At 71.0% G+C, this 25,908-nt stretch carries 26 protein-coding genes; 17 read left to right on the top strand and 9 right to left on the bottom strand.

Going from position 1 to position 25,908, the window contains the following annotated elements:
• On the top strand, nucleotides 1–1,479 hold the full coding sequence (locus ACFFJD_RS03035; protein ID WP_382360725.1) for a hypothetical protein: 1,479 nt from the start codon (nucleotides 1–3) through the stop codon (nucleotides 1,477–1,479).
• A complete protein-coding gene (locus ACFFJD_RS03030) occupies nucleotides 1,479–2,597 on the top strand; it encodes a glycosyltransferase family 4 protein (RefSeq protein WP_382361014.1) in 1,119 nt (372 codons plus the stop codon). Before ACFFJD_RS03035 ends, ACFFJD_RS03030 begins: the two co-directional genes overlap by 1 nt.
• Before the next feature lie 3 nt (nucleotides 2,598–2,600).
• On the opposite strand, the gene ACFFJD_RS03025 is transcribed toward ACFFJD_RS03030, so the two are convergent.
• Nucleotides 2,601–4,409, bottom strand: a complete 1,809-nt coding sequence (locus ACFFJD_RS03025; RefSeq protein WP_382360722.1) for an AMP-dependent synthetase/ligase — start codon at nucleotides 4,407–4,409, stop codon at nucleotides 2,601–2,603.
• A 162-nt stretch (nucleotides 4,410–4,571) separates the two neighbouring features.
• On the opposite strand from ACFFJD_RS03025, the gene ACFFJD_RS03020 reads away from it, so the two are divergent.
• From ACFFJD_RS03020 to ACFFJD_RS02995, 6 genes are all read left to right on the top strand, one after another.
• Nucleotides 4,572–4,991, top strand: a complete 420-nt coding sequence (locus tag ACFFJD_RS03020) for a hypothetical protein (protein ID WP_382360719.1) — start codon at nucleotides 4,572–4,574, stop codon at nucleotides 4,989–4,991.
• Nucleotides 4,984–5,421: an SRPBCC family protein gene (locus ACFFJD_RS03015; RefSeq protein WP_382360716.1), complete on the top strand. Its 438-nt coding sequence runs from the start codon at nucleotides 4,984–4,986 to the stop codon at nucleotides 5,419–5,421. The genes ACFFJD_RS03020 and ACFFJD_RS03015 overlap by 8 nt, the downstream gene beginning before the upstream one ends.
• Nucleotides 5,422–5,441: 20 nt before the next feature.
• Entirely contained in the window at nucleotides 5,442–6,644 is a 1,203-nt protein-coding gene (locus tag ACFFJD_RS03010) for an ArsA family ATPase (RefSeq protein WP_382361011.1), read from the top strand.
• 66 nt (nucleotides 6,645–6,710) lie between these two features.
• Complete coding sequence (locus ACFFJD_RS03005) at nucleotides 6,711–7,067, top strand: hypothetical protein (protein ID WP_382360713.1); 357 nt, start codon at nucleotides 6,711–6,713, stop codon at nucleotides 7,065–7,067.
• Nucleotides 7,068–7,080: 13 nt separating this feature from the next.
• Nucleotides 7,081–8,085, top strand: coding sequence for an ROK family protein (locus tag ACFFJD_RS03000; protein WP_382360710.1), 1,005 nt, complete (start codon nucleotides 7,081–7,083; stop codon nucleotides 8,083–8,085).
• Nucleotides 8,086–8,157: 72 nt separating this feature from the next.
• A complete protein-coding gene (locus ACFFJD_RS02995) occupies nucleotides 8,158–8,859 on the top strand; it encodes a lysophospholipid acyltransferase family protein (RefSeq protein WP_382360707.1) in 702 nt (233 codons plus the stop codon).
• 3 nt (nucleotides 8,860–8,862) lie between these two features.
• Here ACFFJD_RS02995 and ACFFJD_RS02990 read toward each other — a convergent pair whose 3' ends face one another.
• Nucleotides 8,863–10,191, bottom strand: coding sequence for a glycosyltransferase 87 family protein (locus tag ACFFJD_RS02990; protein ID WP_382360704.1), 1,329 nt, complete (start codon nucleotides 10,189–10,191; stop codon nucleotides 8,863–8,865).
• A gap of 79 nt (nucleotides 10,192–10,270) precedes the next feature.
• On the opposite strand from ACFFJD_RS02990, the gene ACFFJD_RS02985 reads away from it, so the two are divergent.
• Together ACFFJD_RS02985 and ACFFJD_RS02980 are read left to right on the top strand one after the other, a co-directional pair.
• Nucleotides 10,271–10,756: a polyadenylate-specific 3'-exoribonuclease AS gene (locus tag ACFFJD_RS02985; RefSeq protein WP_382360701.1), complete on the top strand. Its 486-nt coding sequence runs from the start codon at nucleotides 10,271–10,273 to the stop codon at nucleotides 10,754–10,756.
• Between the two features lie 65 nt (nucleotides 10,757–10,821).
• Nucleotides 10,822–12,216, top strand: a complete 1,395-nt coding sequence (locus ACFFJD_RS02980; protein ID WP_382360698.1) for a class II 3-deoxy-7-phosphoheptulonate synthase — start codon at nucleotides 10,822–10,824, stop codon at nucleotides 12,214–12,216.
• Between the two features lie 22 nt (nucleotides 12,217–12,238).
• Here ACFFJD_RS02980 and ACFFJD_RS02975 read toward each other — a convergent pair whose 3' ends face one another.
• A complete protein-coding gene (locus tag ACFFJD_RS02975) occupies nucleotides 12,239–13,525 on the bottom strand; it encodes a protein kinase domain-containing protein (RefSeq protein ID WP_382360695.1) in 1,287 nt (428 codons plus the stop codon).
• A gap of 88 nt (nucleotides 13,526–13,613) precedes the next feature.
• Here ACFFJD_RS02975 and ACFFJD_RS02970 point away from each other — a divergent pair, with 88 nt between their 5' ends.
• Nucleotides 13,614–13,982, top strand: a complete 369-nt coding sequence (locus ACFFJD_RS02970) for an Rv2175c family DNA-binding protein (protein WP_382360692.1) — start codon at nucleotides 13,614–13,616, stop codon at nucleotides 13,980–13,982.
• Between the two features lie 32 nt (nucleotides 13,983–14,014).
• Here ACFFJD_RS02970 and ACFFJD_RS02965 read toward each other — a convergent pair whose 3' ends face one another.
• The 4 genes from ACFFJD_RS02965 to ACFFJD_RS02950 are packed head-to-tail and all read right to left on the bottom strand — an operon-like array spanning nucleotide 14,015 to nucleotide 19,043.
• Complete coding sequence (locus tag ACFFJD_RS02965; RefSeq protein ID WP_382361008.1) at nucleotides 14,015–14,905, bottom strand: phytoene/squalene synthase family protein; 891 nt, start codon at nucleotides 14,903–14,905, stop codon at nucleotides 14,015–14,017.
• Nucleotides 14,892–16,385 carry a polyprenol phosphomannose-dependent alpha 1,6 mannosyltransferase MptB gene (gene mptB / locus ACFFJD_RS02960; RefSeq protein ID WP_382360689.1) on the bottom strand — a complete coding sequence of 498 codons (1,494 nt, stop codon included), beginning with the start codon at nucleotides 16,383–16,385 and terminating at the stop codon, nucleotides 14,892–14,894. Before mptB ends, ACFFJD_RS02965 begins: the two co-directional genes overlap by 14 nt.
• Complete coding sequence (gene crtI / locus ACFFJD_RS02955) at nucleotides 16,382–17,926, bottom strand: phytoene desaturase family protein (RefSeq protein WP_382360686.1); 1,545 nt, start codon at nucleotides 17,924–17,926, stop codon at nucleotides 16,382–16,384. The genes mptB and crtI overlap by 4 nt, the downstream gene beginning before the upstream one ends.
• A gap of 25 nt (nucleotides 17,927–17,951) precedes the next feature.
• Nucleotides 17,952–19,043: a polyprenyl synthetase family protein gene (locus ACFFJD_RS02950; RefSeq protein ID WP_382360683.1), complete on the bottom strand. Its 1,092-nt coding sequence runs from the start codon at nucleotides 19,041–19,043 to the stop codon at nucleotides 17,952–17,954.
• A gap of 175 nt (nucleotides 19,044–19,218) precedes the next feature.
• Here ACFFJD_RS02950 and ACFFJD_RS02945 point away from each other — a divergent pair, with 175 nt between their 5' ends.
• On the top strand, nucleotides 19,219–20,178 hold the full coding sequence (locus tag ACFFJD_RS02945; RefSeq protein WP_382360680.1) for a methylenetetrahydrofolate reductase: 960 nt from the start codon (nucleotides 19,219–19,221) through the stop codon (nucleotides 20,176–20,178).
• A 20-nt stretch (nucleotides 20,179–20,198) separates the two neighbouring features.
• On the opposite strand, the gene ACFFJD_RS02940 is transcribed toward ACFFJD_RS02945, so the two are convergent.
• Nucleotides 20,199–21,047, bottom strand: coding sequence for an LppM family (lipo)protein (locus tag ACFFJD_RS02940; RefSeq protein ID WP_382360677.1), 849 nt, complete (start codon nucleotides 21,045–21,047; stop codon nucleotides 20,199–20,201).
• Between the two features lie 53 nt (nucleotides 21,048–21,100).
• Entirely contained in the window at nucleotides 21,101–21,748 is a 648-nt protein-coding gene (locus ACFFJD_RS02935; RefSeq protein WP_382360674.1) for a GNAT family N-acetyltransferase, read from the bottom strand.
• Between the two features lie 239 nt (nucleotides 21,749–21,987).
• Here ACFFJD_RS02935 and ACFFJD_RS02930 point away from each other — a divergent pair, with 239 nt between their 5' ends.
• From ACFFJD_RS02930 to ftsL, 5 genes are all read left to right on the top strand, one after another.
• Complete coding sequence (locus ACFFJD_RS02930; protein WP_382360671.1) at nucleotides 21,988–22,443, top strand: SAV_6107 family HEPN domain-containing protein; 456 nt, start codon at nucleotides 21,988–21,990, stop codon at nucleotides 22,441–22,443.
• A gap of 115 nt (nucleotides 22,444–22,558) precedes the next feature.
• Nucleotides 22,559–22,960 (top strand): SCO2097 family morphological protein, encoded by a 402-nt coding sequence (locus ACFFJD_RS02925; RefSeq protein ID WP_382360668.1) that lies wholly within the window; start codon nucleotides 22,559–22,561, stop codon nucleotides 22,958–22,960.
• A gap of 531 nt (nucleotides 22,961–23,491) precedes the next feature.
• Nucleotides 23,492–23,929, top strand: a complete 438-nt coding sequence (gene mraZ / locus ACFFJD_RS02920) for a division/cell wall cluster transcriptional repressor MraZ (RefSeq protein WP_382360665.1) — start codon at nucleotides 23,492–23,494, stop codon at nucleotides 23,927–23,929.
• 232 nt (nucleotides 23,930–24,161) lie between these two features.
• Nucleotides 24,162–25,133: a 16S rRNA (cytosine(1402)-N(4))-methyltransferase RsmH gene (rsmH, locus tag ACFFJD_RS02915; protein ID WP_382361005.1), complete on the top strand. Its 972-nt coding sequence runs from the start codon at nucleotides 24,162–24,164 to the stop codon at nucleotides 25,131–25,133.
• Nucleotides 25,130–25,888 (top strand): cell division protein FtsL, encoded by a 759-nt coding sequence (ftsL, locus tag ACFFJD_RS02910; protein ID WP_382360662.1) that lies wholly within the window; start codon nucleotides 25,130–25,132, stop codon nucleotides 25,886–25,888. The genes rsmH and ftsL overlap by 4 nt, the downstream gene beginning before the upstream one ends.
• Nucleotides 25,889–25,908 lie beyond the last annotated feature (20 nt).

Raw genomic sequence — 25,908 nt, 5'->3', positions numbered from 1 at the left:
TTGATCGTTGCCCGCCGCCGCTCGGTCGCGGTCTCGGCGCTGCTGGCGGTCCTCGTCGGCGGCGTCGGTGCGTGCGGCAGCCCCGAGCCGACGGCCGCGCCGTCGTCGACCACCTCGCTGTACACCACCTCGCCGAGCGCCTACGAAGAGCAGCGCGATGCGGGCGTCATTCGTCTCCTGGATGCGCTGAGCGCGGCGCTGACCTCCGGTCGGCCCGAGCAGGTCGAGACGCTGATCGATCCGCTGGCGACGCCGGAGTTCCGGCGCTCGATGCGTGAGGCCGCCGCCGATCTCGCAGCGACCCCGCCGTCGGCCTCGTCGCCGGCGCCGAGTTCGTCGTCCGCGTCGGAGCGGCGACCGTCCACGGCCGCCGAGGCGCCCGACCGGGGTGACGCGCTGGTCCTGCGCGCGCTGCAATATCGACTGGCACCCAATACCGGCGCCGACCGCCTGATCGGCGGATCGCTGGGGATTCGCCTGTCCGAGGCCGGCAGCACCGACTCCTGGGTCTCGGCGGTCACCGTGAGCTATGCGCTCGGCGGTACCGCGGTGCCGGGCGTGGACGAACCCCTGGTGCAGGTCGATCAGCTACTGGCCTTCGCGCGCTACGGGGACGACTGGAAGCTCCTCGGCGACGGCGCGCAGATCGCCGCGCCGGACACCGATCCGGAGGCGCCCGCGCGCCCGCCGCAACTGGTGCCGTGGGCGTTCCCCGGGTTGCGGGCCGCCGACGTCCCGAGCGGGGGCGGCGTCTCGTCGGTGCTGTCGTATCCGGGCACCGACCGCACGGTGGCCAAGGTCCGGCGGCAGCTGGCGCCGGCGATCGAGCACGTGACCGACTTCTGGGGCCGCGACTGGACACGTCGCGCCGTGGTGACGGTCACCGGCACCGAACGGCAGTTCGCCGGCTTCACCCGCACCGAGGCCGGGCAGACCGCGGCGGCCGCCGCGGCCACGGTGTACGACACCATCGATCGGGCCGGTCGCACGGTGACCGGGCAGCGAGTGGTGCTGTCGCCGGCCGCCGGTCAGTTGACCGAGTCCGGGGTGGCGGTGATCCTGCGGCACGAGCTCTTCCACGTCGCCACCCGGATCGACACGGCCGTGGACGCGCCGATGTGGCTCACCGAGGGCGTGGCCGAGTACGTGGGGCGCCGGGGGAGCACCGGCACCCTCACCGATCTGGCCCCCGACCTGGCGGTGGAGGTGGCCGCCGGTCAGCTGCCCGACGCCCTGCCGCCGAACTCCGCCTTCGCCGTCGATACGCCCGCGGCCCGTGTGGCGTACCAGACGGCCTGGTCGTTCGCCGATTTCGTCGCCGACGAATACGGTGAGGACCGGCTGCGCGCGATGTACTCCGCGGTGGCTCGGGAGACCGACGAGGCGGCAGTGACCGCGGCGCTGGAGAAGACCCTGGGCACGAGCCAGGGGAAGATGATCGGCGAGTGGCAGTCGTGGCTGCGGAACGAGGTGCGGTGATGAAGCGGACGCTGTTGCTGACCAACGACTTTCCGCCCCGGCCCGGTGGGATCCAGTCCTACCTGGAGAACCTGCTGGCGCATCTGCCCGCCGACGAGGTGATCGTCTACGCACCCCGCTGGAAGGGCTGCGAGGAGTACGACGCCGCGGCGCCGTACCGCATCGTGCGACACCCGGGAACCCTCATGCTGCCCACCCGGGAGGTGGCCCGCCGCGCCGCGGAGTTGGTGCGCGAGAACGACATTCACACCGTGTGGTTCGGAGCGGCGGCTCCGCTGGCCGTGCTCGGACCGGTGCTCCGCAATGCGGGTGCGCAGCGGATCGTGGCCAGCACACACGGCCACGAGGTGGGCTGGTCGATGCTGCCCGGCGCGCGGCAGGTGCTGCGCGTCATCGGTGAGACCGCGGACGTGATCACCTTCGTCAGTCGCTACACCCGTGGCCGGTTCGCGTCCGCCTTCGGACCGCGCGGCGCGCTCGAGTATCTGCCGTGCGGCGTCGACGTCGACCGGTTCGCGCCGAATTCGGCTGCGCGAGAAGAACTTCGGGCTCGATACGGGCTCGGTGACGTCCCGGTGGTGCTGTGCCTGTCGCGACTGGTGCCCCGCAAGGGACAGGACGTGCTGATCAAGGCGCTGCCGACGGTGATCGCCGCGGTGCCCGACGTGCACCTGATGATCGTCGGCGGCGGCCCCTACGGTGACCGCTTGAAGGCCCTGGCGGACACGGTGGGTGTGGCCGACCGGGTCACCTTCACCGGTACCGTTCCGGCGGCCGAACTGCCCATGCACCACGCCATGGCGGATGTCTTCGCCATGCCCACCCGCACCCGCGGCGGCGGGCTGGATGTGGAGGGCCTGGGCATCGTCTTCCTGGAGGCCTCGGCCAGCGGTGTGCCCGTCGTCGCCGGCGATTCCGGCGGAGCGCCGGAGACCGTGCGAGACGGGGAGACCGGGATCGTGGTGCACGGTCGCCGGGTCGACGAGGTCGCCGACGCCGTCATCGCCCTGCTCACCGACCCCGAGCGCGCCGCGGCCATGGGGGCCGCCGGTCGCCGGTGGGCCGTTGACACCTGGCAGTGGCGTCAACAGGCCGCCCGGCTCCAGCAGCTCCTCTAGGACTCAGCCGCGGTAGAGCTTCTCGATCTGGTGGTCGTACTTGTCGGCGACCACCTTGCGCTTGACCTTCAGCGTCGGAGTCAGCTCGCCGGTCTCCTCGGTGAAGTCGTCGCGCAGGATGCGGAACTTCTTGATCGCCTCGGCGTGCGACACCGTCGCATTGGCCTCGTCGATCGCTGTCTGCACCTCGGCGTGCAGCTGGTGGTCCTTGACCAGCTCGCGCATGGTGGTGGCCGGATCCTTCCCGTTGCGCTCGAGCCAGGCGGGAACGGCTTCCGGATCGAGCGTGATCAGCGTCGCGATGAACGGACGCTGATCGCCGACGACCATCGCCTGCGAGATCAGCGGGTGGGCGCGCATGATGTCCTCCAGCGGCGCCGGGGACACGTTCTTACCGCCCGCGGTGACGATGATCTCCTTCTTGCGGCCGGTGATCTTCAGGTAGCCGTCGGCGTCGAGCGTGCCGATGTCACCGGTGTGGAACCAACCGTCGGTGAGCGACTCGGCGGTGGCGTCCGGGTTCTGCCAGTAGCCGCCGAAGACCACCGCGCCCTTGAGCAGGACCTCGCCGTCGTCGCCGATGCGCACGGTGTTGCCCGGGATCGGGCGGCCCACGGTGCCCATCCGTGCATGGCCGGGGGTGTTCACCGTGATCGCGGCGGTGGTCTCGGTGAGGCCGTAGCCCTCGAACACCGGGATGCCCACGCCGCGGAAGAAGTGGCCCAGGCGGGCGCCGAGCGGTGCGCCGCCGGAGATGGCCATCTCGCACTGGCCGCCCAGGGCGGCGCGCAGCTTGCTGTACACCAGCTGGTCGTACAGCTTGCGTCGCAGCTCCAGCACGGTGCCGACCGAGCCCGAGTCGCTGGCCGTGGAGTACGCGATGGCGGTGCTGGCGGCCCGATCGAAGATCTTGCCCTTGATGACGCTGGAGTCGTAGGCCTTGTGGCGCGCAGAGTTGTAGACCTTCTCGAACACGCGGGGCACCGAGAGGATCAGCGACGGGCGGAAGGTCTCGAACGTGGGCAGCAGGTTCTTGATGTCGGCGGTGTATCCGACGGCCACGCCGGCCTCGAGCGCCACCAGGTTGATCGCCCGCGCCAGCACGTGCGCCATCGGCAGGAACAGCAGCAGACGCTTGCCGTCGCCGAGCATCCCCGACATCGACGAGTCGAGGACGCCGCCGATCTCGCCGAGGAGGTTGGCGTGCGCCAGCATGACGCCCTTGGGGCGACCGGTGGTGCCGGAGGTGTAGATGAGGGTGGCGGGGGAGTCCGCGCGCAGCGACGTGCGTCGAGCCTCGACCTCGGCGTCGGTGACGTCCGCGCCGGCCGCGGTCAGCTGCTCCATCAGGCTCGGGCCCTGTGCGGGATCGATGGTGAACACCAGCGTGGCGGGGGTGACGTGGGCGACGTCGGCGAGGAGGGCGCGCTTGGCCTCGTTCTCGACGATGATGCCGGTGGCCGAGGAGTCCTCCAGGATCCAGTCGATCTGGGGTGCCGACGACGAGTCGTAGATCGGCACCGGGGTGGCCCCGGCGGTCCAGATCGCGAAGTCCAGGAGGGTCCACTCCAGGCGGGTCGCGGAGAGCAGCGCTACGCGGTCGCCCGGGTTGATGCCGGAGGCGATGAGCCCCTTGGCCAGGGCGCGCACCTGGCCGGCCGCCTCCGCGGCGGTGACCGGAAGCCACTGTCCGTCGACCTCGCGGAGAAAGACCGACTTATCCGGTCGTGCCGCGGCGATATCGAACAGAACGTCGGTCGCATTGCGCTCCGGCGGGGTGACGAACTGAGCGGGCTCGGTGTACTCGGCCATAGACTGGCAGCCTTTCGATTCATGCTCTGACGGCCCGCGACCGACGCCATCAGGACTTTTCTCACATCACGGTCACTTTCCGTCAGTCTATCGGCGAATCACTGCCGACCAAGCACATGGTCGGCTTTCGCTGCGCGCCCCCGGTGTGTGATGCTAGGAGTCGTGACGACCATCCAGGTGGCTGACGAGACCTTTGTGGCGGCTGCGCCGTCGACTGCCGGTGCGGTGGTCAATGATCGCGCGCGCTGGCGGCGATGGTTCGGCGACCTGCGCTTGGAGGTCGTGGAGGACCGCGGGAACGCCGGCGTGCGCTGGCGGGTGACCGGGCCGGTCGAGGGCACCATGGAGATCTGGTGTGAGGAAGTGCTCGATGGCTTCGTTCTGCACTTCTACATGCACGCCGAGCCCGTCGCGGCCCTGCCCAGCGAGCCCGCGGCGGCGCTGGTCGCGGCCGCCGCCCTCAACAAGCAGTACCGGGTCCGGGGCAAGGAGATGTCCTTCCAGGTCAAGGACCTGCTCGAAGGCGGCCGGGAGATCGGCGGTCCGGCCGTGAACGACGAGGAGGCGGCGACCTTTGGCTGATCACACGCAACAGTCGATCGTCGTCGGAGCCGACGTCGACGCCATCATGGCGGTCATCGCCGATTTCGATGCCTACCCCGAATGGGTCACCGCGGCCCGCGAGGTGACCGTGCTCGAGCGTGACACCGCCGGCCGCGCCCAGCGGGTGCGCTTCGAACTCGACGCCGGGGTGCTCACCGACACCTATGTGCTGGCCTACGACTGGGCGCCCGACGGGACCGCGGTCTCGTGGGTCCTGGAGTCCAGTGACCTGCAGCGCGGCCAGCGCGGCTCGTACCAACTCGACCAGCAGGTGCCCGGTTCCACCAAGGTGACCTACACGCTCACCGTCGATCTGCTGATCCCGATGATCAGTCAGCTCAAACGGCGCGCGGAGAAGGCGATCACCGACGCGGCGCTGCACGATCTCAAGAAGAGGGTCGAAGGCTGATCGATCTGGCTCCCCTCCACCTGGTGCTCGGACCCGGTGGCTCGGGCATCTCCGCGATCGCCGCGGCCGGAGCGCTCGGAGTGGCCGATGCGCAGCGTCCGGCCCGACGCGGGGGACCGCTGTCGCTGGTGGGTGACGACCGCACCCTGCTGATCACCGTCGACCCGCGGTCGACGCTGCCGGAGCGGTTGGGTGTCTTCCGCGTCGCCGGTGAACCGGTCGCGGCGACCGGCGAGCTGGACCTGCTGCACCTGGATCCGCTCGGCCTGCTCGAACGGGCCTGGACCGACTTCACCGCCGCCCTCCACGCGGTCGGTATCGGACGACACCTGTTGCCGGTGGTGGGCACCATCGCCGACATCGATGCGGGGGAGCTGACCGGTCTGCCGGGGGCGCAGGAGTTTCTGCTGCTGCGCGCCATCCGCGACGCGGCGACCTCCGGGCGCTGGCGCGCGGTGGTGGTGGACCTGTCCGGCCTCGGCGACCCGTATGCGGTGCTGCGGTCGCCGACCGTGCTGACGGCCGCCCTGGACCGGCTCTGGCCGCGCCATGCGCGTCTGGCGCAGGCCTCCGAGAAGCCGGCCCTGGCCTCGGTGGTCGCGGCGGTGGAGAGCATCGATCGCGACTGCCACGACCTGCGGGAACTGCTGGGCGATCCGACGGGCACGGCCGTGCACCTGGTGGTACCGGGCGGGGAGCGGGGACGCACGACGGTGACCGATCACGTGGCGCTCACCGAGGTGATGGGCCTGCCGCTGCGTTCGGTGCTGGTCAACGAGGGCCCCGGCGGCCTCGACACCGCACCGGCGACGACGGCGGCGCGGACCCTGCTCGGGGCCGACGCGGACACCGCCGTGCACCTGGCCGCGGTGCACGCCCTCGATACCGAACCGGCCAAGCTGTCGCAGCTGCGCCGGTTGAGCGTGCAGTTGGCGTCGCCGAACGGGCATGCGCGCGGCGCGGCGGACCCGGTGCTGGAACATCTCGACGGCGACGGGCTGCAGGCCCGGTACCGCCTCAGTTGGCGGCAGACGCTGCCGCGGCCGGAGGAACTGGCCCTCGGCCGCTCCGGCGACGATCTGCTGGTCACCGTGGGCGGCTTCCGGCAGCCGGTGACCCTGCCGTCGGTGCTGCGCCGCTGCCGGGTGACCGACGCGGATTGGGACGGCGAGCGCCTGATCGTGCAGTTCCGGCCCGATCCGGCCGTCTGGCCGCAGCGCTGAGCGCGAAGGCCCGGAGTGTAATCTGAGAAGTCCGCCCGATCCGCCAGCGAAAGAGAATGCCCACCGATGACCGACGATGCGCCAGGTGCCGATACCGGCCATGCCGCGGACGACCCGGTCAACGCACTCCTCCTCGGCCTGGCCGGGCAGCTGGACCAGTGGGCGGCCCTCATCGGCGGCGGTTCCGCACCGGATCTGGCCGCCGTCGTGGGCTCCTCGCGGCTGAGTGAACTGGTCGGCGAGCTCGGGACCCTGGTGGGTGAACTCGGTGACCTCCTGGCCCGCCTGCTGACGACCGCCATCGCGGTCCTGGAGGCGATCGCCGAGATGCTGCGGTCGTCGCCGGGCGCGGACACGGCGTCGCCGGGCAGCACCTTCGAGTCGATTCCGGTGCGCATCGGCACCGGCTCGGCTCATCCGTGACAGGCTGAACCCGATGAGCCCATTCTCCACCGAGCTGACCATCGGTATCGACATCGGCGGCACCAGCGTGCGGGCTGCCGTCGTCGACGCCGACGGAGGCATGCTCGACACCCTGCGGGCCGCGACGCCACCGACGGCGACGGCCCTGGAACACTGCCTGGATCGGCTGGTGTCCGAGCTGCGTGATCGCTGGGCGGTGCGCGCCGTGGGCCTGGCCATCGCCGGTTTCCTCTCGCCGGACCGGCAGACGGTGCGGTTCGCCCCGCACCTGGCCTGGCGGGAAGCCGCGGTCCCGGCGGAGATGTCGCAGCGCCTCGGGCTGCCGGTCTTCGCCGAGCACGATGCGAACTCGGCGGCACTGGCCGAACTGCATTTCGGTGCGGCCGCGCGCGGTCACAACACCCTGGTGCTGGCCCTGGGAACCGGGATCGGCGCGGGCATGCTGATGGGCGGGCAGCTCTATCGGGGCAGCTTCGGGGTGGCACCGGAGTTGGGGCACCTGGTGGTGGTGCCCGACGGCCGACCGTGCAGCTGCGGCAAACGCGGGTGCCTCGAAAGGTATTGCAGCGGAACCGGTCTGGTCGACACGGTGATCGAGCTGTTGGCCCAGACCGAGCCGGGTCCGTCCGCGTTGGCGGCCGAATCGCAGGCCGACCCGGGGTCGCTGACCGGTCGGCGGGTGGCGGCCGCCGCCGCCGAGGGCGACCCCATCGCGCTGGCCGCCTTCGCTTCTCTCGCACACTGGCTGGGTCAGGGCATGGCGATGATCGCCGACGTCTTCGACCCCGACCTCGTCGTCATCGCCGGCGGTCTCGGATCCGCCTCGGGCCTCTACCTGGACGAGGCGCGCGAGCACTACACGGCGATGGTCACCGGTGCCGGTCACCGGCAGCTGGCCCGGATCCGCGCCACGCAGTTGGGGGAGAGCGCCGGGGTGATCGGAGCGGCCAAGGTGGCCAAGCTGGGCCTTGCCGCGCTTGCCGAGGCGACGGTGAACCCGGGCCGGGCGGGGCAGTAAGGTAGTCACCCGATACGCCGACACGCCTGAGCCGAGCGCGTGCGGTCGCTGCGGAGGAAGCAGGTCTGCAAGATGTGGTACTACCTCTTCAAGTACGTCCTCATGGGACCGCTGCTCTGGTTGATGGGCCGTCCCAAGGTGGAAGGTCTGGAGAATCTGCCGCCGGACGGCAAGGTCCTGCTGGCGAGCAACCACCTGGCCGTCGTCGACAGCTTCTATCTGCCGCTGATGGCCCCGCGCCGTATCTTCTTCCTGGCCAAGAGCGAGTACTTCACCGAGCCGGGCCTCAAGGGCCGGTTCAAGAAGTGGTTCTTCAGTGCCTCCGGCCAGATCCCCATCGATCGGTCCGGGGCGACGGCCGCCGCGGGCGCGTTGACCGCGGGCCGACGGATCCTGGACGCCGACGGGGTGTTGTGCCTGTACCCCGAGGGCACCCGATCGCCGGACGGCCGCCTCTACAAGGGCAAGACCGGCCTTGCGCGGATGGCGCTGGAGAGCGGCACCCAGGTGGTTCCCGTCGCGATGGTGAACACCGATCGCATCAACCCGCCGGGCACCATCCTGCCGCGACCGACCCGCATCACCATCAAGTTCGGAACTCCGCTGGACTTCTCGCGCTACGAGGGGATGGCGGGCAACCGTTTCATCGAGCGCGCGGTGACCGACGAGATCATGTACTCGCTGATGCGACTCAGCGGGCAGCAGTACGTCGACGTCTACGCCGCCTCGCTGAAGAACCAGCCCGCCCCGCCGAAGACCGACGGCACCGCCTGAGGTTCAGGCGGCGAGAGTCGCCGCATCCAGCGCCGGTGCCTCGTCGTCGCGTCGGAAGGGCAGCAGCCACAACAGCATCAGGAACGCGAGCGTCCACAGCAGGTACGCGTTACCGACCAGGTGCTCCCACCACGCCCAGGTGGTGACGTCCTTGGGCATCAACTGGAACGGACCGATCGCGAAGACCGGGATACCGACGATGCCCAGACCGCCGTAGAGGCGGGTGGCCCAGCGGCCGCTGGGCGCCGAGGCGATGACGAAGCAGGCCAGGACCGCCGGCAGCGCCCACGCCCAGTGGTGCGCCCAGGTGGTGGGTGCCACCAGCAGGCCCCAGAATCCCACCACGCACGCGGCGAGGAGAGCGTTGACGTCGTCGCGGTGGGTGGCGCCGGGGGCGAAGGCCGCGACCGGCCGGGTGCGGGCGAGCGCGAGGCCCGCGAGCACGGTGACGCCGAGCGCGGAGACCACCCACAGTGCCGGCGCCACCGGATTGTCCGCCCCCACCAGGCGCAGCCACGCGCCGTTCAAGTTCTGGTTGATGGGTCCCTCCGGCACGCCGATGCGACCGGTGTGGAAGAGCGTGTGGGTCCAGTAGGTGAACGAATCGGCCGGGAGCCAGGCCGCGGCGATCACGGCGGCGATCAGGAAGGTGGCGGCACCGACCAGGACCGCGCGCCATCTGCCCGCGGCGGCGAAGACGCCCAGGAAGACCAGCGGCGTCAGCTTGACGGCCGAAGCCAGCCCGATGAGAGCGCCGCGCAGGCGGGAGTCCGCGGCGTCGGCGCGATGACCGAGCACGAACAGGTCGGTCACGATGAGGACCAGCAGGATCAGATTGATCTGCCCGTAGCCCAGGGTCATCCCGAACGGGTTGCACCACACCGCGACGGCGGCGATCCACAGGGCCAGCAGCGGGCGGTTGCGGGCCGAGCCCACGTGCAGCATGCGCAGGAAGATCACCGTGACGTACACCAGGCAGAGGACGCTCACCACGGAGATCGCGATGCTGCCCACGGCCAGCGAAATGGCCCCCAGCGGGGTGAAGACGAGTGCGGCGAACGGCGGATAGGTGAACGGCAGCCAGATGCCGTCGGCGGTGAACGGCATGGAGCCCTCGGCGTACAGGCTGATGCCCTGGTGCCAGAGCTGGCCGCCGAGGCGATAGACGTCCAGGTCGAACCGGGTGCGGGTGCCGAAGCTCGACGTTCCGGGCACACCCACGATCTGCAGCGTCGACGAGGCCACGAACACCAGCGCGGCCAGCGCCCAGGCCGGCGTCCCGGGGCGCCAGCGGCGCAACCGGGTCGCCGTCGTTCGCGCCTGCGGGGACATGACCCCTAAGTTACTCGGCGCGCCCCGGCGATCCACGCACCGCATGGGCGCGCCGAGCCGTGGGGGATAATCGATTCTCGTGCGCTACTTCTACGACTGCGAGTTCATCGAGGACGGCAAGACGATCGAGTTGGTCTCGATCGGCGTCGCCGCCGAGGACGGCCGCGAGTTCTACGCGGTCTCGACCGAATTCGATCCGGGTCGTGCGGGCCCGTGGGTGCGTGCCAACGTGCTCGACAAACTGCCGTCACCGGCGGACAAGGCGTGGCGCAGCAACCGGCAGATCCGCGAGGACTTCCTCGACTTCGTGACCGCGAGCCCCGGCGACGTGGAGCTGTGGGCGTGGATCGGGGCCTACGACCACGTGGTGCTGTGCCAGCTGTGGGGCTCGATGCCCGAGCTGCCGCGGGCACTGCCGCGCTTCACCCGCGAGCTGCGCCAGCACTGGGAGGCCGCGGGCAGTCCGCCGCTGCCTGCCGCGGGCAAGGACGCGCACAGCGCGCTGGCCGACGCGCGGCACAACCTGCTCCGCTGGCAGGCCATCGAGGCGATCGCCGGCCGCTGACGCCGGTCGACGCGATCGCACGCCTGGAGCGCCGCGCGTCGGCGTCCTCGGATACTCTGGTTCCCGTGGTGAACTGGACCGTAGACGTGCCCATCGACGACCTGCCCGAGCTGCCCCCGCTGCCGGGCACCCTGCAGGCGCAGTTCGAGGATGTGCTTTCCCGCCCCGCACTGCAGCAGCCGAGCTGGCCGGCCGACGAGGCCCGCAAGATGCGGACCGTGCTCGAGAGCGTGCCGCCGATCTGCATGCCGTCGGAGGTGGAGAGCCTGCACGACCAGCTCGCCGAGGTGGCCCTCGGGCGGGCGTTCCTGCTGCAGGGCGGCGACTGCGCCGAGACCTTCGCGGCCAACACCGAACCGCACATCAAGGCCAACATCCGCACCCTGCTGCAGATGGCCGTCGTCCTGACCTACGGCGCGAGCCTGCCGGTGGTCAAGGTGGCGCGGATCGCCGGGCAGTACGCCAAGCCGCGCTCGTCGGACACCGACTCGCTGGGGCTGCTGAGCTACCGCGGCGACATGGTCAACGGGCTCGACCCGCAGGCCGAGTCCCGCGTGCACGACCCCTCCCGTCTGGTGCGGGCCTACGCCAACGCCGCCGCCGCGATGAACCTGGTGCGGGCCCTCACCGGTTCGGAAGCCCGACTGGCCCGCGTGCACGACTGGAACCGCGAGTTCGTCGCGGCGTCCCCGGCCGGTGCCCGCTACGAGGCGCTCGCCGCCGAGATCGACCGCGGCCTGCGTTTCATGGACGCCTGCGGGGTGACCGACTCCAGCCTGGACTCGGCGTCCATCTTCGCCTCGCACGAGGCACTCGTCATGGACTACGAGCGCGCCATGCTGCGGCTGGCCGACGATCCGCAGGGCGGCGACGAACCGGTCCTCTACGACCTGTCGGCGCATTTCCTGTGGATCGGTGAGCGCACCCGCCAGCTCGACGGTGCGCACATCGCGCTCGCCAAGCTGATCGCCAACCCGATCGGGATCAAGATCGGGCCGACGACGACGCCCGAGCAGGCCGTCGAATACGTGCAGCTGCTCGACCCGGACAAGCGCCCGGGCCGGCTGACCCTGGTCTCCCGGATGAGCAACGACAAGGTCCGCGACGTGCTGCCGGCGATCGTCGCGGCGGTGGAGGCCACCGGGCACAAGGTGATCTGGCAGTGCGATCCGATGCACGGCAATACCCACAGCACGTCGAACGGCTTCAAGACCCGTCACTTCGACCGGGTGATCGATGAGGTGCAGGGCTTCTTCGAGGTGCACCGCGCCCTCGGTTCCCACCCCGGTGGCATTCACATCGAGCTGACCGGCGAAGACGTCACCGAATGCCTCGGTGGCGCGCAGGACATCTCCGACCTGGATCTGGATCGCCGTTACGAGACCGCCTGCGATCCGCGCCTGAACACCCAGCAGTCGCTGGAACTGGCCTTCCTGGTCGCGGAGATGCTGCGCGGCTGACGCGAGCAGTGCGGGCGGCCGCTCAGGCCGCCCAGGTGCTGCCCAGCGCCCATCCGGCGAGGGCCAGGCCGGTGGCCACCAGCACCACCAGCACCAGCCAGATCAGCGCCCCGAGGGTGCTTCCGGTCTGCGGTGCCCGGGTGGCGGCAGGCACGACCCGGTCCTCGTACCGATCACGGGGGCGGGCCGGGTAGCCGTCGTCGTGGGAGGGCTCCTTGCCCCAATCATCGGCATCCCAGTCGTCGGCATCCCAGTTCTCGGCATCCCAGTCTCGGCCGTCCCGGTCCGGGAAGGGCTCCCCGCCCGGGTCGTCGTCCCACGCGTACGGGTCGGGGGAGTCGGCGGCCGCCGCCCGGGTCGGCGGCAGCGGAGCCGGTGCGGGCCGGGCCGGGGTCGCCGGGCGGGCGATGGCCGAGGTCACGCGTGCCGAGGCCTGCCGGGGCGCGGGGACGGTGAACGGCGGGAGTCCCAGGTCGTCGACGGCGTCGAGGAGCGCGTGCTGCATCGCGAAGCCGTCGGGGAAGCGCAGCGCGGGATCGCGTTCGGTGGCGCGCAGCACGATGTCGTCGATCTGCGGCGGAATGCCCTCGATCACGTCGCCGGGCGCGGGCACGTCGTAGGTCAGGCGCTGATAGGCCAGCGCCAGCGGCGTCGCGCCGCGGAACGGTTGCTGGCCCGTGAGCAGTTCGAAGAACAGCACGCCGGTGGAGTAGACGTCGCTGCGGGCGTCGATCTCGGTGGAGCTGACCTGTTCGGGGGACAGGTAGGCGGCGGTACCGAGGATCACGCTGGCCGAGGTGACACCGGCCTCGGCCACCGCGCGCACCAGACCGAAGTCGGCCACCTTCACGTCGCCGGTGTCCGAGATCAGGATGTTCTCGGGTTTCACGTCGCGGTGCACGAGTCCGGCGCGGTGCGCGGTGCCCAGACCGCCGAGCGTGGGGATACCGATGGCGGCCACCGCGTGCGGCGGCATGGGGCCCCGCTCGCGCAGCAGTTCGCGCAGGCTCCCGCCGCGGACCAGCTCCATGACCAGGTAGGCGATCTCGCCGTCGATGCTCTGGTCGTAGACCGCCACCAGGCCCGGATGGCTCAGCCCGGCCACCGCGCGGGCCTCGAACTCGAAGCGCCGCAGGAACTGGGGGTCGCCCACATAGCGCGCATCCATCACCTTGATGGCGACTCGACGACCCAGACGCAGATCGGTGCCGACGTACACCGCCGACATGCCGCCGCGGGCCAGGGTGGCATCGATCCGGTACCGGCGTTCGAGGACGCGCCCCAGCAGGGCATCGGCGGAAGGGCTCACGGAAGGTGAATCTACCGTGCTCGCGCCGCCGGATCGTCGAGCCGCGGTGGCGCTCGGGTGTCGCCGGTCTCGGGTAATGTCACCTCCCGTGAGTTCTCTTCCGCTGTCCATCGGCATCCTTCCCGACGACGCCGAGGTGCTCAGCCTCGACGAAGCCGCGGACCGTCTGGGTCTGTCACCCAATCGCGTGCGCACCCTGATCCGCGATCACAACTTGCTGGCGGCCTCGCGCGACGGTGTCCCGGTGATTCCCGCGCTGTTCTTCGGCGACGACGGCGGGCTCGCGAAACACTACGAAGGCCTGGTCACCATGCTGCTCGACAGCGGCTTCAACCGCGACGAGGCGCTGAACTGGTTGTTCACCGTGCAGGAGGATCTCGGCATGCATCCGGCGCAGGCGCTGCACACCCATTCCGCGCGCGAAGTGATCCGCCGCGGGCAGGCGCTGGCACTCTGACCCAGCGCTCGCCCCCGGTCGGCGCGGCCGGTTCAGCGCGGCCAGAGCAGGGCGCGACCCGCGTGGCCCAGCCGTCGGCCGGTCGGCACCACCGCGCGCCGGGACAGCACGTCGTATCCGGAGCGTTCGATCTCGGTGAGGATGTCGCCGTAGGAACGCGCCGCCGCGGCGATGGCCGGGCGCGTGCGCGGCGGGAGAGCCGCGACGGCCGGTGCGGCGCGCCGGTACTGGTCGCGATTGATCGCGATCAGGTGCGCCAGCGCGCGGCGCACCGGGCCGTCCGGGCGGCCGCGCCGGCGCGCCGCCCGCAGCGACTGTTCGTCCACGCCGAACGCCGCGAGGTGGTCGGCGGGCAGATAGATCCGGTCGCGGTCGAGGTCCTCGGCCACGTCGCGCAGGAAATTGGTCAGCTGAAAGGCCTCGCCGAGCAACGCCGCGCCCGCCGCGAGATCGTCGTAGTCGTCCCGGTCCCGGTCGACGCCCAGGATCGGCAGCATCTGCAGCCCGATCACGGCCGCCGACCCGTAGGTGTATTCCCGCAGCTGCGCCATGGTGGCGTAGCGGTGGCGGAACTCGGGGGCGCCCGGCAGGTCCATGCGCATGGAATGCAGGAAGGCGTCGAAGGTGGCCGGGTCGATGGCGAAACCGGTGACGGTGTCGGCGAGGGCGGCCAGCAGTGGATCGGCGGCCTCCCCGCGCAGTGCGGCGGCCAGGTCGGCGGACAGGGCGTCCAGGGCGGCCGTCGCGGTGTCCGGATCGGCGCCGTCGTCGACGATGTCGTCGGCGGTGCGGGCGAAACCGTACAGGGCGAACACCCCGCGCCGCTGTCGACGCGGCAGCAGCGCCGAGGCCAGATAGTAGGTGCGGCCGGCGCGGGCGGTGATCGCGCGCGCCCGGGCGTAGCCGGTCTCAATCACGGCGATCCGGGGTGGCCAGCGCCCACCGGCGGGCCCGCCGCAGGCGCAGCGGGTCGGGTCGGGACAAGGAGACGGCTGCCAGCACGGCGAGCGCCGCGGCCAGCAGGGACTCGACCGGTTTGTAGAACAGGATCGAATCGTCGGGCTGGAAGACGATGAGGAAGTACACGCTGACCCCGACGACGATGCGGCGGACCCAGAGCGGCAGGGTGAACGCCACCGCGAACACCAGGGTCCACACGTAGTACCAGGGCAGGGTCGACGGCTCCAGCAGCAGCAGGGCCAGCATCGCCCACGCGGCACCGGCCATCGCGCTGCGCGCGTCGGCGCGGAAACGCCACCACAACCAGACCAGCAGGACCACGAGCACCACCTGGCCGAGCGCGCGCGTCACCGGCAGGACCTCCTGCAGGTTCCACACCTGCCAGGGCGCGGCCGCATAGGTGACCACATGACCCACCAGGGTGGGGACGGTGAACGGGTTGATGATGCGCGAGGCCCAGGACAGGCCGTTGATCCAGCCGACGCCGAGCCCCAGGATCAGGGTGAAGGCACCGAAGACCGCGACCGGCAGCAGCGCGGTGGCGGCGAAGATGCCGACGCGATCGCGACCGGTCACGGCGCCGCGGCGGCGACGCTGATCCAGCCAGATCCAGAAGACGAACGGAATCGCGATGGCCGCGGTGATCTTGATCGAGGCCGCGAGCCCGAGCAGCAGCAGGCCCGGCACCGGCCGCCCGGCCGTCGCCACCGCGACACCCGCGGCCAGGACACCCATCATCAGCAGTTCCAGGTGCGGTCCGCCCACCAGGTGGGCCAGCAGCATCGGGTTGAGCAGGACCAGCCACAGCGCCATCGGACCGCCGGCGCCGAAGCGCTCGGCGATCTTCGGCAGCGCCCACAGGCTCAGCGCCAGACCGAGGAGCAGCACCAGGCGCATCACGAAGACGCCGAGCCAGACGTTGTCGCCGGAGATCCCGACGACGCCGCGCGCCAGCAGCAGGAACGCCGGGCTGTACGGCGAGGTGGTCGGCGCCCAGATCTGCGCCATCGAGTCGACGATCGGACCGGGATGGTGCGCGGGACCGTCGAAATACGGATCGAAACCCTCGGCGAGCACGCGGGCCTGTCCGAGGTAGGCGTAGACGTCGCGGCTGAACACCGGGATGGCGAAGAGCATCGGCGCGGCCCACGCGCACACGGTGCGTCGTGCGGTGGCCAGATCCCACCTGCCGTCGCCGCCGGCCATGGCGCGTCCGATCCGCACCCAGGCGATCACCATGAGCGCGACGCCGCCCCAGAACACCAGCCACGACAGGGATTTGCCGTGGCCGTAGCTCATCGGGGCCAGGCCGAGGTCGGCCAGCGTGGAGTCGTTGCGCGGGATGTCGGCGAGACCGTATGTGCCGATGCTGAGCAGCAGCGCGCCGAGGAACCCGAGCGCGGCGTCGGGGTGCACGCGGGTCAGGCGGCCGGCGACGGTCACCGCACCGACCCCGCCGGGGCGGGGGAGAAGGCGTCCGCCAGCCGGTCGGTGACACGGTCGGCGGCCAGCCCGCCGGAGATCAGCACCGGGGGGATGCCGACGCCCGGGACCGTGGCGCTGCCGGCCACGAACAGGTTGTCCAGTCCGGGCCACGTGTTGCGGGTGCGCAGGGGACCGGTCTGCGCGACGGTGTGCGCGGCGGAGAACGGCGTGCCGGCGGGCAGGCCCGCGCGCAGCCACGTCGTCGGATGATCCACGCGCAACACCTGGAGCGAGTCGAGGCCGCGGTAGCCGCGGCCGGCGAGCGTCGCGAGGGTCTCGGTCACGTAGGGGTCGGCGATCGCGTCCCAGTTCAGGGGTGCGTTGTCGAGGTTGGGCGTCGGCGCCAGCACCGAGACCGACTCCAGCCGCCGACCGTCGGCGGCGGCCGCGGTGAACGTGTCGCGGTCGCTGACGGCGGGGCGGGTGAGTAGGAAGGAGCCGTCGGTCATCGGTGCGCCGCGCCGCCCGGTGATCTCGGCGAAGGTCCGGCTCCACGCCGCACCGAAATCGAGGGTGTGGTGTCCGGCCGACCAGGTCTCGGTGACCTCGACCGGCAGCAGTCCGTGGACCACGACGGCGCTGGGCGAGTAGCGCAGTCGGCGCCGCGGCCGACGGCCCACCAGGTCGGCGATGCGGTCGCGCTCGGCGGTGGCGATCACCGCGTCGGCGGGCAGGGTCTCGCCGTCGACCACCACGCCGCTGACCCGTCCGCCGGAATGGACCACCCGCTGGGCGTGCACCCCGTAGACGATCCGCACACCGGCGTCGGTGAGGGCCTCGGCCATCACGCGGCCCACCCGACCCATGCCGCCGGCCGGCGCCCACACCCCGCGCCCGATGTCCATGTCGGCGATGATCGCGTAGATGGCGCGCGCCCGGTGGGGCGGCACCCCGGCGTACAGCGCCTGGAAGGTGAAGGCGCGCTGGACCCGTTCGTCGCTCACGAAGCGGGCCACCGCGCCGGTCAGCCCGCCGAGCGTGCCGAGCTTGACCAGTTCGGTGGCCGCCCGTCGGGTGTCGGCGCCGGTCAGATCGCCGAGGCCGCCGTAGTTGCGGTCGATGAACACGTCGAACTCGGCGTCGTAGACGCGGCGGAGCCACTGCAGCAGTTCGGCGGTGCCCCGGGCGGGACCGGGTCCGAAGGCCTCCGCGACGGCCTCCGGGATGCGGTCCGCCCGGTGCGGGAGGGCCAGGGTGGTGCCGTCGGCGTAGTTCATCACGTACCCGGGATCCACCGGGGCCAGCGCGAGCCGGTCCAGTACCTCGCCCCGCGGCACGCCCAGCTCGGTGAGCGGGGCGACGATCAGCTCGGGCATGGTGAGGATCGTGGCGCCGGTGTCGAAGTTGTGGCCGTCGATGGTCTCGGTGCGGACCAGGCCGCCCGGGGTGGCGGCGGATTCGACCACGGTCACCGCGAACCCGCGGGCGCGCAGTCGTGCCGCGGCCGCCAAGCCGGACAGTCCGGCCCCGATGACGACGACGTGGGGTGCGGAACCCATCAGTGCAGCCTCACTTCTTCGGTCCCTATTTCTGCCGGTGCGCGATGCGGTGGGCGAGCGCGGTGAGGTCCGCGCGGGCGAGCGGGGACGTCTCGAGCGCATCGATCTCGGCTAGCGCACTCGACAGGTGGTCGTCGATCTGGCCCTCCACCGCCGCGAGGGCTCCCGAATCGATGAGAATGCCGCGGGCGGTGGCCAATTCCGTCGCCGACAGCGCGCGCCCGAGGAAGCCGCGGAGGGTGGCGGCGGTGGCCGCCGACGAATCGGCGAGCGCCTGCGCCACCAGCACGGTGCGCTTGCCGGTCACCAGATCGTCACCGGACGGTTTGCCGGTCTCCGCGGGGTCACCGAAGACGCCGAGCAGGTCGTCGCGCAGCTGGAAGGCCAGGCCCAGGTCGGTGCCGATGCGCCAGAGCGCCTCGGACAACTCGGCCGAGCCCTCGCCGAGGGCGGCCCCGATCTGCAGTGGACGGGCCACCGTGTACGCGGCGGTCTTGTACTTCATCACCCGGTAGGCGGCGTCGACGGTCTCGTCGGCGGAGGCCTCGTTGGTGATGTCCAGGAGCTGGCCGCCGAGCACCTCGGTGCGCATCCGGGCCCAGAGGGTGCCCGCGGCGGGCGGAAGCGGCACCGGCGCCGGGCCGTCGTCAAAGGTGGGGCGTAGGCCGTGCACGAGGTCGTCGGCCCAGGCCAGCGCCAGGTCGCCGAGCAGAATCGCCACGGAGCTGCCGTGGTGGGCGCTGTCGCCGGACCATCGGTGGTGCCGGTGCAGCGCCGAGAAGCGTTGGTGCACCGTCGGTTGGCCGCGGCGGGTGTCGCTGCGGTCGAGGATGTCGTCGTGCACCAGGGCGCACGCCTGGATCAGCTCGATGGCGCCGCCCACGCGCAGCGCGAGCGGTTCGGTGGCCGCGGCCGTCGACTCGGTGGCCGCGCACCGCCAGCCGGCGTGCACGAAAAGGGGGCGCAACCGCTTGCCTCCGGTGAGCACGAACTCCGCCAGGGCGGCGCCGGCCTCGGTGACAACCGGGGAGATCTCCTCGAGGGAGGGAGCCGTCGCGTCGAAGAAATCCCGCAGGATCTCCTCGACAGCGCCGGGAACCTGCTGCTGACTCAACACGCAGGCCAGCCTACCGGGGCGCCCGGACGGCTCCGGCCACCACCGTCAGGCTCCGGTTGCGCGGGACCGACGTCCTATATCCCAGTTCGCCTCCACGGTCAAGGGGGACGGCGGGGTTGGGCTTAACTCCGTCGCAGAATCGGTCCTCACCTGGGTCGTCCGTACTATCGGCGGGGTGAGTGTGCTTCCCGTCGAGCCCCTTGGGCAGTCGTCTGTCATCGAACGGCTTGCCGCGCCGCACAGCGGCCCGGTGCCGTTCTCCGTCGAGTTCTTCCCGCCGCGTTCGGCGGAGGAGGAGTCCCGGCTCTGGCACGCCGTGCGAGTCTTCGAGCGCATGGGCCCGGCCTTCGTCTCGCTCACCTACGGGGCGGGCGGGTCCACCCGGGACCGCACCGTGCGCATCGCCGGGGAACTGGCCACGTCGACGACCCTGACCACGGTGGCGCACCTGACCGCCGTCAATCACAGCGTCGACGAGCTGCGCGGTCTGGTCGGCGCCTACGCCGACAAGGGCATCACCAATCTGCTCGCGCTGCGCGGGGATCCGCCGGGCGACCCGCTCGGCGAGTGGGTGCCGCATCCCGAGGGGGTGCAGTACGCCACCGAACTGGTGGAGCTGATCGGCACGCTCGGTGATTTCCACACCGGCGTCGCGTCGTTCCCCGAGGGGCATCACCGGGCGCCCGACCTGGCGTCGGACACCGCGAACCTGGTCCGCAAGCTGCGGGCCGGTGCCGAGTACTCGATCTCCCAGATCTTCTTCGACACCGACGACTTCCTGCGGTTGCGCGATCGCGTGGTGGCCGCCGACGCCGAGCAGGGCGCCAAGCCCCTGATCCCCGGCATCATGCCGATCACCTCGCTGCAGAGCGTCCGTCGGATGGTGGAGCTGTCCGGCAGCGTCCTGCCCGAGCGGGTGGCCGATCGGCTCGCCGCCGCCGCCGGGGACGGGCCCGAGGAGGATCGGGCCGCGGTCCGCGCCGTCGGCATCGACCTGTGCACCGAGATGTCGGAGCGTTTGATCGCCGAGGGCGTGCCCTGTCTGCACTTCTGCAGCCTGAACTTCGCGCGCGCCACCAGCGAGGTGCTGGAACGGATCGGTGTGGACACCCGCGGGGCGCTCGCCCCGGCCTAGTCTTTCCGCCCGCGGCCCGCTCACTCGGCGGGCGCGGGTTCCTCGGTGTCGGTGGTCGCCGTCGTCTCGGCCGGATCCGTTGCGGCGCGGTCCGTCGTGTGCCGGCGTTTCGCACCCCGGGTCGACGCGGTGCGGGGCGCCGCATAACGGGCAGTCCGATCGCGGAAGCGGTACGCGAGAGCGGCCACGGTCACGACGATGGCCAGGCAGACCAGCACCAGGAACCACGCCCAGCTCGGCAGCGCGGCGGTCGCCGGGTCGGCGTACTCGACGTCGGCGTTGAATTCGGCGGTCTGACCGGGCTGCGGGGTCCACGTCACCGACGCCTCCCCGGCCCGCGTGCCGTTGGTGGCCACCACCGGGCCGGCGAAGTCGACGGTGATCGCGACGTAGTACATCGTCGGCGCCAGGTCGGTGAGGGTCGCCGCGCCGCGCATGCGCACGATGTCCCCGCTGCGGGTCGCGCTCAGGTCGATCGTCGCACCGGCGTCCAGGGCGCTGGAGATGATGTCGCCGAGCTGCGAGAACTGTCCCGCGGTGAGGTCGGTGTAGGTGAGCCGGGAGCCCACCTTGCCGAGCGGTGACGCCTGCTGATCGTCGGGCGCCTGCTGCTTCTGGTCCGAGGAGTCGAATTCGTTCGGGAAGGGCGTCACGCGGATCGCCCCGGCCAGGGACGCCGGGACGTCGAAGGCGGGTGCGGCCGGACCGGTCTCCGGGCTGGCCGCGACGATGACGAAGCCGGAGAACTGGTCGCCGACGGTCTCCGACCGGGTCATGCAGCCGCTGAGCAGACCGGTCAGCGCGAGCAGGACGACGCCGAACAGCGCCGGGTACCGGCGGGCGGCGCGGGGGCGGGGGAGAGAAGGCACGGTGTCATCGTGCCAGAGGTCGGCGTCGATACCGGGCAGGCGGTGCGGCGTTGTCAGCGCGGGATCGGTGCCGCCGACAGCGGCAACGGGCGGCCGAGGAAGGCGAACGGGCGCGGATCCCCGGCGAAGGTGAAGCCGCGCAGGACGTCGTGAAAGCCCATGCGGCGGTAGAGCGACCAGGCGCGGTTGTGTTCGTCGGGCACCTCGGGGGTGGACAGCAGCACCTGCGCCTCCGGACGGCCGGTGAGCAGGCCGGTCAGCAGGGCCGCACCGACCCCGCGACCCTGGACGGAGGGGTGCACGTGCAGTTCGGTCAGTTCGAAGTAGTCGGCGGTCAGCGCCTGCGCCTGCGCCGCGGTCATCCCGTGCCGGGTCAACCCGGACCGGAGCTGGCGATTCCACCACTGGTCCGGTGCTCCGGTGTAGCCGTAGGTCACGCCGACGAGGACCTCCCGGCCGCTGGTCCACGGCGCGTCGATGCGTCGGCGGGCATTGGCCGGTCGGCGCAGGTCCATCGGGGAGAGCTCGGCCAGAGCGCCGATCGCGGTCCAGCCCGGGCGGGCGAGGTGTTCACGCCACAGTCCGATCCGCCCCTGTTCGGTGCCGCGGGGGTAGCGCATCGCCGTCACATAGGTGTGCACGGCCGGGTCCAGCCAGGCCTGCGCGTCGTGCGCGGGCAGCGCGACCAGTCGGATCGACATCCGCGTCCCACTTTCTGCTGAGCGAGCTCGTCGGACGACATTATCTCGACTTGCCGGACCGCTCACGCAGGGGTTAGGGTGATCGGTATCGAACTCACGTTCGATGAAGTGCGGTGGTTCGGCGGGGAAGACGCCGAACCACCGCTTTTTCGTCGGCCGACGGAGCCCGCTGCCGGTGCGAGCGGCGCGGAATTGTCGGTGGTACGTGAGACGTTCTCCTCGACGAAGGAGGCGACCCCATGGCACCGAACATCCCCGACCCCCGTGTGGTCCATCGCAGCCGCGATCTGCTCGATCGGGCCGAAGCGCTGTTCGACGGCGCTGCCGCCGTGCACGACGACGGCGCCGAACGGTTTCGGCAGTTCTATCTGGCGGCCATCCGCGCGGCCGGTGCGGTGTTGGCCGTGTACGAGCCGCCGGGCCCGGTTCGTCGACGGCGCAATGCGCGAGATGCGTGGAGCCGGATCAAGGTCGCCACACCGCAGTACGCCGATCTGGCCGAGTACTTCGGCGGTCTTTCGACGATGCGGGCGCGGGTGGAGGCGGGGCTGGTGACCCAGATCGACGACACGCTCTGCGCCCGGGTGGAGCGCCGAGCGGCCGAATTCCTCGACGCGGCCGACGCCAGCCTGCTGGCCTACGAGCAGGGCCGACTGTCCGGGACGGCCTCGGCGGTGCGGAAGTTGGGGGCCTAGTGGATGCTTCGTGGTGGCAATAGTGGTCGATTACCGTTTCTGCTCCTATCATGGAAGAAAAGCAGGCGTCGACGCCCCGTCGTTTGCGTTGCTCGGACAGTGAGGGAGGAGAGCGGTGCCGCTTTCGGAACATGAGCAGCGGATGCTCGACGAGATTGAGAGCGCGCTGTACGCCGAGGACCCGAAGTTTGTCTCGAGTGTCAGCAGGCAGCGTGTGGGGCGACCCAACGCGCGGCGTCAATGGCAGGCCGCTTTGTTGCTCGTCCTCGGACTGGCGATGCTGGTCGGTGGCCTGATGATCGACGTGCAGATCGGTGAGTTGAAGATCATCAGCCTCCTCGGATTCTTTGTGATGTTCGCCGGTGGCCTGCTGCTGTTGCTCGGTCCGCGCGGTGGCGCCACGGCCGGCGGCTCCGGTGGACGCGCCGGTGCCAAGAAGCCTGCGGCCAAGGGCTCGCTGAGCTCGCGGATGGAGGATCGTTTCAACAAGCGCTTCGATCAGCGCGACCACGAGTAGTACCCCTCGCGGCCCGAGTGGCCGCTGACCTCGACAAACGGGGGTCGCAACCGTTCACGGTTGCCACCCCCGTTTTCGCATCGTCGGGCCCCTCGGCCGGGCCCCCCACTCTCACCCCCCGCGCACTCGCCCCCGCCCGCGCGCCCTCGTCGACTCCCGTGTCGCGACCCGTACTTCACGTCGCCGAGCTGCAGTGCCGGCGACACGAGTCGCGGGTCGCGACAGGGCGCCCCCGGTCACCCACTTCTCCCCACCCTGATCACCCACTTCCCCCCACCATTGGGGGATCTATCGTCCCACCAGCCACTTTAATGGTGATTCGACACAGTCGGCGGGGCCTCGACGCGCCGGAAGCGGAAGGGATTGAAATGGATCGGCGGACATTGATACCGCGTTGACCTGCACGAACAGCCAGATGTGGTGGAGAAGTGGGGCGCCGGGGGTGGATTGTGGTGGAAAGTGGGGTAATGTGGTGGACATCGACGAGAGAGCGTCAGTTCTCCCGCTGATATCGGGGTAGGAGGTGTCGACGTGGCTGGTTTCGTCGGGACCTACACCCCGAAGCTGGACGACAAGGGGCGGCTCACGTTGCCGGCCAAGTTTCGGAACGCACTGTCAGGAGGGGTTGTGGTCACTCAGGGTCTCGATCACAGCCTGTCGGTGTATCCGGCGGAGGAGTTCGACGTCACCGCCGCGAAAGCGAACGAGGCGTCGCGCAACGATCCGGAGGCGCGCGCCTACGTCCGACTGCTGTTGGCCGGTGCCGACGAGCAGGCGCTCGACGGCCAGGGCCGGGTCAACCTGTCCGCGGGGCTGCGCCAGTGGGCGCGGTTGCAGAAGGACTGCGTGGTCACCGGCCAGTACGACCACCTGGAGATCTGGGATGCCGCTCGATGGGCGGAGTACCAGGCGATGCACGAGGAGGCCTTCGCGGCCGGCGGATCGGCCGCCTTGGACGCGATCGTCTAGAAGACAAGTGAAGAACTGGGCTGCTGCGGTGAGGCGAGGCCTCGGCCCGGCCGACCCTGACGTACTTCCCCAACGTCAGGTGCGACTCGGGCGGGGACCCCGCCTCACCGCAGCTCCGTTTCTTCGACAGGACCGCGCGGGCGAGTCAGCAGCAGCAAACAGGGGAGGGGTGATCGAAGTGTCCGAATCGACGCAGTCGGAGCACGGCCACGTGCCCGTATTGGCCGACCGGATGTTCGAACTCCTGCGCCCCGCGCTGACGCGTCACGGCGCCGACGGCTCCGGCGCGGTGATGATCGACGGCACCCTGGGCGCCGGCGGACACACCGAACTCTTTCTGACCCGGCTGCCCGGGCTCGCCGTGCACGGCATCGACCGCGACGAACACGCCCTCGAGATCGCCCGCGAGCGACTGGCGCCCTTCGCCGGACGGATGCACTTCCATCACGCGCGGTACGACCAGATCGCCGAGGTGGCCGAGACGGCAGGACTGACCGCCGTCGACGGCATCCTGCTGGACCTGGGCGTGTCGTCGATGCAGCTCGATCAGGCCGAACGAGGCTTCGCCTACGCGGTCGACGCGCCGTTGGACATGCGGATGAACGACGATGACGAGCTCACCGCCGCCGACGTTCTGAACACCTACGACCACGGCGCCCTGGCCCGTGTGCTCAGCGAGTACGGCGAGGAGCGTTTCGCCGGAAAGATCGCCTCGGCGGTCCTGCGGGCCCGGGAGCAGGAGCCGTTCACCACCAGCGGACGCCTGGTGGAACTGCTGTACTCGGCCATTCCGGCCGCCACCAGGCGGACCGGCGGGCACCCGGCCAAACGCACCTTCCAGGCGCTGCGCATCGAGGTCAATCGCGAACTGGATTCACTGCGCGCGGTGGTACCGGCCTCGCTGGACCTGCTCGCGGTGGGCGGACGGCTGGCCGTCATGAGCTACCAGTCCCTGGAGGACCGCATCGTCAAGCGGGACTTCGCGCAGGCCGTGCGCAACACCACCCCGGCCGGGCTCCCGGTGGACCTGCCGGGTACCGCCGCGAAGTTCGCGCTCGTGACGCGGGGCGCCGAGCAGGCGAACGAGGACGAGCGGCGGGAGAACCCCCGCAGCGCCCCGGTCCGCGTGCGGGCCATCGAGCGCGTGGGCGGCAAGGACACCGAAACATCAGGCAAGACGGTCGGCGAAAGGAAGCAGCGGTGACCCTCCTCGACGAGCGCCGGTCCACTCGCAGTGCTTCCCGTGCGCGCGGATCGGCGTCGATCCGGTCGTCGAGCGGGGCGGACTCCGCGTCGACGACGTCGTCGACCGTGCGTCGCCGTCCGCCGCGCCGCGGCGAGATCGTGCCGCCGCCGAAGGCCTCGGGCGTGTTCACCGGGCTGTCGGACATGCCCTTCATCGTGCCGATCGTGGTGCTGGTGATCGGGGCGCTGAGCCTGACCCTGTACCTGTCGACCAAGGCCGCCCAGGACTCGTACGCGCTGGAAGCGGCGCGGCAGGAGCACCAGGCGCTCATCGACAAGCGCGACAACCTCAAGCGCACCGCCGACTCCGGCGATTCCGCGCCGGAACTGGCCGACAAGGCCGCGAAGCTGGGCATGGTGCCCGGCATCGGTGCGCACCTGGTGGTGGGTCCGGACGGCAAGGCCCGGCTCCGCGGCGAGCTCAAGCCCGCCGAGGGCGGCCGACCGGGATCGTTGAACCCGACGCCGGACCCGGTCAAGCAGATCGACGCCAGCAAGGTCGACGACTCCGGTGGCCTGGGCGGCAACCCGGCTCCGACCGAGTCCGCGCCGAACGCGCAGGCCCCCGGCGATCAGGGGCAGGCTCCGGCCCCGGCGGCGAGCCCGACCCCGCCGGCGGCGACGACACCGCCGACGCCGGCACCGAATGTGGCGCCGAACGTCTTGCCGGACAGTGCCGCCACGCCGAACCGCAATACCGCCGCTGACCGATGACCCGGGAGAGGATGCAGAAA

The organism is Gordonia phosphorivorans (genome assembly GCF_042432625.1).
Lineage (GTDB): Bacteria > Actinomycetota > Actinomycetes > Mycobacteriales > Mycobacteriaceae > Gordonia > Gordonia phosphorivorans.
Note: the sequence above shows the minus strand (reverse complement) of the source record. Positions and strands in the feature narration are given on the sequence as shown.

Coding starts and splice junctions, on each gene's coding strand:
- ACFFJD_RS03030 (WP_382361014.1), top strand. CDS start 1,479: ATGAAGCGGACGCTGTTGCTGACCAACGACTTTCCGCCCCGGCCCGGT.
- ACFFJD_RS03025 (WP_382360722.1), bottom strand. CDS start 4,409: ATGGCCGAGTACACCGAGCCCGCTCAGTTCGTCACCCCGCCGGAGCGC.
- ACFFJD_RS03005 (WP_382360713.1), top strand. CDS start 6,711: ATGACCGACGATGCGCCAGGTGCCGATACCGGCCATGCCGCGGACGAC.
- ACFFJD_RS03000 (WP_382360710.1), top strand. CDS start 7,081: ATGAGCCCATTCTCCACCGAGCTGACCATCGGTATCGACATCGGCGGC.
- ACFFJD_RS02995 (WP_382360707.1), top strand. CDS start 8,158: ATGTGGTACTACCTCTTCAAGTACGTCCTCATGGGACCGCTGCTCTGG.
- ACFFJD_RS02990 (WP_382360704.1), bottom strand. CDS start 10,191: ATGTCCCCGCAGGCGCGAACGACGGCGACCCGGTTGCGCCGCTGGCGC.
- crtI (WP_382360686.1), bottom strand. CDS start 17,926: ATGGGTTCCGCACCCCACGTCGTCGTCATCGGGGCCGGACTGTCCGGC.
- ACFFJD_RS02935 (WP_382360674.1), bottom strand. CDS start 21,748: ATGTCGATCCGACTGGTCGCGCTGCCCGCGCACGACGCGCAGGCCTGG.
- ACFFJD_RS02930 (WP_382360671.1), top strand. CDS start 21,988: ATGGCACCGAACATCCCCGACCCCCGTGTGGTCCATCGCAGCCGCGAT.
- rsmH (WP_382361005.1), top strand. CDS start 24,162: ATGTTCGAACTCCTGCGCCCCGCGCTGACGCGTCACGGCGCCGACGGC.